Origin of the sequence: Collinsella sp. AF19-1LB (genome assembly GCF_003459655.1) — a bacterium.
Taxonomy (GTDB): Bacteria; Actinomycetota; Coriobacteriia; order Coriobacteriales; family Coriobacteriaceae; genus Collinsella.
The window spans coordinates 1-3,957 of sequence record NZ_QRWO01000055.1; the positions used below are offsets into that span (position 1 = coordinate 1).

Here is a 3,957-nt window from a genome sequence, read left to right on the forward strand (position 1 = left end):
CTTAATTCCGCGCCGCTCCCCGCCCGCGCCGGGCAAACGTCGTTGGACTTATCGCTGACATGAAATGGCCGCTTGCATATCGTCCACTAGCTTGGCACGGTACAATGCTTGCAGCTTTTAATTCATGAATTAGTGGAGTTATTGATGGCAGAATCTCGTGCGGAGCGTAAGGCTCGTCGTGCTTTGATCGAGGCGGCTGAGGGGTCGGAGGAGAAAAAATCTTCTACGAAATCCAAGTCGTCTCAGGATGCGAAGGGTAAGTCGGCCAAGGGCAAGGCTAAGGCCAAGCGCCCCAGTTCTCGTCGGAGCGAGGATAAGGCATCTCAGACTCGCTCCAAGCGCTCGCATAAAGATCCGGTTTCGTCTGCGCGTAAGGTTGTGGACTCCAAGTCTCCCTGTTCGATCATGAAAGCTTGCGGTGGGTGCACGGCGCTCAATCGTCCTTATAAGAAGCAGTTGGCGGCCAAACAGGCTGCTATGGAGGAGCTGTTTGCTGAGCTCTGCGAGCGCGAGGGCATTAGCGTCGACCCCATTCGCGGTATGGGAGTCACCCTGGGAGACCCGGGCAAATATCCTGCGCCGCGTGGTTTTCGTCATAAGGCTGCCACTCCGTTTGCTCCCGGCAAAGGGGGCGCTGTCCGCTGCGGCTTTTTTGAACGTGGGACACACAGAATCGTTGCTGTTCCTGAATGCCCTGTCGAGGCGCCGGGCGCTCGTCAGATTCTCAACGGCATCGCTCGCGAGGCCGAACGTCTGCATATTCCCGCCTTTAACGAAGACAAGCATCTGGGGCTGCTTCGCTATGTCGTCGTTCGCTGCGGCTGGCGCACCGACCAGATTATGGTCACCCTCGTGACCGCTCAACGCGACCTGCCGCATGCGCAGGAGTTCTTTGAAGCCGTCGCGGCGCTTGATCCGCATATCGTCACCGTCGCTCAGAACATCAACGGTCGCCCCGGAAATGCCATCTTGAGCGAGGAGACCCGTATCGTCTATGGCGCCGAATGCATGCGCGACCAGCTGCTCGGTTGTGAATTCGACATCTCCCCTACCGCGTTCTATCAGACCAATCCGCAGCAAACCGAGCTGCTCTATCGACTTGCCATTGACGGCATGGACCTGCAGCAGGGTGACATTCTTATGGACGCTTACTGCGGCAGCGGAACCATCGGCCTGTGCGCCGCGAAGGATGTCCAGGACAAGGGCATCGGCATTATGCTGCTCGGCGTGGAGCGCAACCCGGCGGGCATTGCCGACGCACGTCGCAATGCCGAGCTCAACGGCCTCACCCGCAGCGCTTGGTTTATGGCCGACGACGCCACCGATTACATCCTGGACGCCGCCGACAACAACGAGCGGATCGATGTCCTTTCCATCGACCCGCCGCGCGCCGGCTCCACCCCCGAGTTCCTCGAAGCCGCCTGCGCACTCAAGCCGCGCCGCATCACCTATATCAGCTGCAACCCCGTGACCCAAGAGCGCGACCTGCACCAGCTTCTCGACGGAGGCTATCGCCTGCTCAAGATCACGCCCGTCGACATGTTCCCCCATACCGACCACACCGAGACCGTCGCGGTCCTCGAGCGCCGCTAACCAACACCGGTAGATTTTTGGGACAAGAAGGGGGCGGCCCGTTTGAACCGCCCCCTTTCGTTGGGCATATGAGTCTCGTTACATCCCCTTGCGCAGGTCGCACACGCCGGCTGCCGCCATCTCGCGCAGCAGCGTCTCGCGGTCGCGCGTCACGATCAAATCCAGCGGGAAGTGAATCTCGTCAAGCATCTTGCGCGCGTGATCGAGTTTGCCAATGGCCATGCCAATGTGGGCATCGGTCGACACGCCAATACCCACGCCCAGCTCGGCGCAGCGCTCGGCGATCTTGCGGCATACGGCCCAATGCTCAGTGTCGACACCGTGTTCAAGACTATGGTTGTTGATCTCGATAATCTTGTGCTTGGCCTTGGCCGCCAGCAGCACCTCATCGATATCGAACGGCACGCCCGAGCGCCCCGTATGCCCCAGCATGAACACCTTGGGGTGATCCAGGGCATTGATGTACATCTCGGTTGTCTGGGCGAGCGTCGCGCCTTCGGCAAACTGCGGGTTATGCACGCTTGCCACCAAATAATCCAAATTACGCGTCACCAAATCGAACAGCGAATGCTGGTGACTGTACGAATCGCCGGCAATATCGAGCGAAACGGGAATGTCCTCGCCAAACAGGCCTCCATCCAGCGAAACGATATCGGCCTCGGCACCACGCAGCACCAGCACGCCGCTCCAAATGCGCGGCCAGATATCCTGGTTAATAAAGAATTGGAAACTGCGCAGGTCATTGGGACAAGGCGTAACCATCGAGCTTAAATGATCGGCGGAACCGAGCACCTGAAGGCCGCGCTCTGCCGCCCAATAGATGTTCTCCTCGATGGTTGAGTACGCATGCGCAGAGAACATCGTATGAGTATGAATATCACAAGAAAGAAGGTAGGGCATCGGGTCTCCTTGTCCAGTATGGCCGTCGCGTATATTCATTGTACGCATAGCTTTCGGCAGTCGTAAAACTGCTTCATCCCAATCACACAACGGCATAGACAACGGGGTCTGGCTTAAAACCAAACCCCGTTTCACGTAAAACATTGTAAGCAGAGCGCTTTACTTTCGACGATATTCGTCGGCCAGCTGCTTCCAGGCAGGCAGCGAGTTGACGATTGTCTCGTAGCTCACACAGTAGCCAAGGCGGAACCAGCCCGGCATGCCAAAACTATCCGAAGGCACCGCGAGCAGTTCGTACTTCTTCGCGCACTCGCAGAACGCATTCGCATCGGGCTCCAGCGCCTTCACCCACAAGTAGAATGCACCATCCGGCTCAACATAGGTGTAGCCGTACTCCGCTAGTGCATCGGTAAGCGCGGTGCGGTTGCGCGCATAGGCCTCGACATCGCTCGGTTCATCAATGCAGTCGATGATTACACGCTGGAAGAGGGCCGGTGTGCACACGAAGCCCAGCGTGCGGGCGGCACCGGCAACGGCCGGCATCAGGCGAGCAGCCTGCGGATTGGTATTGGGAACCAAAATCCAGCCCACGCGCTCGCCCGGCAGCGAAAGCGACTTGGAATACGAGTAGCACACCACGGTGTTCTCGTAGATCGAGGGCACCCAAGGCACCCCGGCACCGTACACGATCTCGCGGTACGGCTCATCAGAGATGAGCGTGATTGGGTTCTCGGAATCGCGCTTGGCGTTGACCTCGCGTAAAACATTGGCCAGTCGCGTCAGTGTATCGCGCGTATACACTGCACCGGTCGGGTTGTTGGGTGAGTCGATAATGACGGCAGCGGTCTTATCGGTAATCGCCTTGAGCACGTTATCCACGCTCAGCTGGAACGTATCTTCATCGGCGAGCGCCTCAACACACGTGCAGCCGGCCTTCTCAATCCACACGCGATACTCCGGAAAGTACGGGGCGATAACAACAACCTCATCGCCCGGGTTCGTAACGGCATTGAGCGTGCAGGTGAGCGAAGCCGCGGCACCCACCGTCATAAAGACGTCCTTGCCCTCATAGCTCGTGCCAAAGCGACGGTTGAGCGAGTCGGCGACGGCTGCTCGACATTGCGGCAGACCCGGCGCAGGCGTGTATCCATGCAGCTGGTCGCTCGGCAGCTCCAAGGCCTTCTTAATGGACTCAGCCACGGCGGCAGGTGCCGGAACGCTCGGGTTACCCAGCGAAAAATCGAATACGTTCTCCGCGCCGATCTGTGCCTTGCGCTCAAGGCCATAGCTAAAGATCTCACGGATGATGGAGCTTTCCGCACCGCGAGCATACATAGTTTCGTTGATCATCTGTTCCCCTTTCGCATAGGCGCTATTGTACGCTTTAGCCAACTAGAGCGCCACAATGTTGATTGGGGACAGACTTAAATTGAACTGCGTCCCGAATCTTGGCCTTCTTTATTA

At 58.2% G+C, this 3,957-nt stretch carries 3 protein-coding genes; 1 reads left to right on the forward strand and 2 read right to left on the reverse strand.

Going from position 1 to position 3,957, the window contains the following annotated elements; genetic code table 11:
• Positions 1–144 precede the first annotated feature (144 nt).
• Entirely contained in the window at positions 145–1,593 is a 1,449-nt protein-coding gene (gene rlmD / locus DWX39_RS10595; RefSeq protein WP_117759912.1) for a 23S rRNA (uracil(1939)-C(5))-methyltransferase RlmD, read from the forward strand.
• 78 nt (positions 1,594–1,671) lie between these two features.
• Here rlmD and DWX39_RS10600 read toward each other — a convergent pair whose 3' ends face one another.
• Positions 1,672–2,493 carry a phosphatase gene (locus DWX39_RS10600; RefSeq protein WP_117646330.1) on the reverse strand — a complete coding sequence of 274 codons (822 nt, stop codon included), beginning with the start codon at positions 2,491–2,493 and terminating at the stop codon, positions 1,672–1,674.
• A gap of 159 nt (positions 2,494–2,652) precedes the next feature.
• Positions 2,653–3,843 (reverse strand): pyridoxal phosphate-dependent aminotransferase, encoded by a 1,191-nt coding sequence (locus DWX39_RS10605; protein WP_117759914.1) that lies wholly within the window; start codon positions 3,841–3,843, stop codon positions 2,653–2,655.
• Positions 3,844–3,957: the final 114 nt, after the last annotated feature.

Bases quoted from the DNA above. Each gene is read 5' to 3' on its own strand.
- DWX39_RS10605 (WP_117759914.1), bottom strand. From the start codon at position 3,843: ATGATCAACGAAACTATGTATGCTCGCGGTGCGGAAAGCTCCATCATC.
- DWX39_RS10600 (WP_117646330.1), bottom strand. From the start codon at position 2,493: ATGCCCTACCTTCTTTCTTGTGATATTCATACTCATACGATGTTCTCT.
- rlmD (WP_117759912.1), top strand. From the start codon at position 145: ATGGCAGAATCTCGTGCGGAGCGTAAGGCTCGTCGTGCTTTGATCGAG.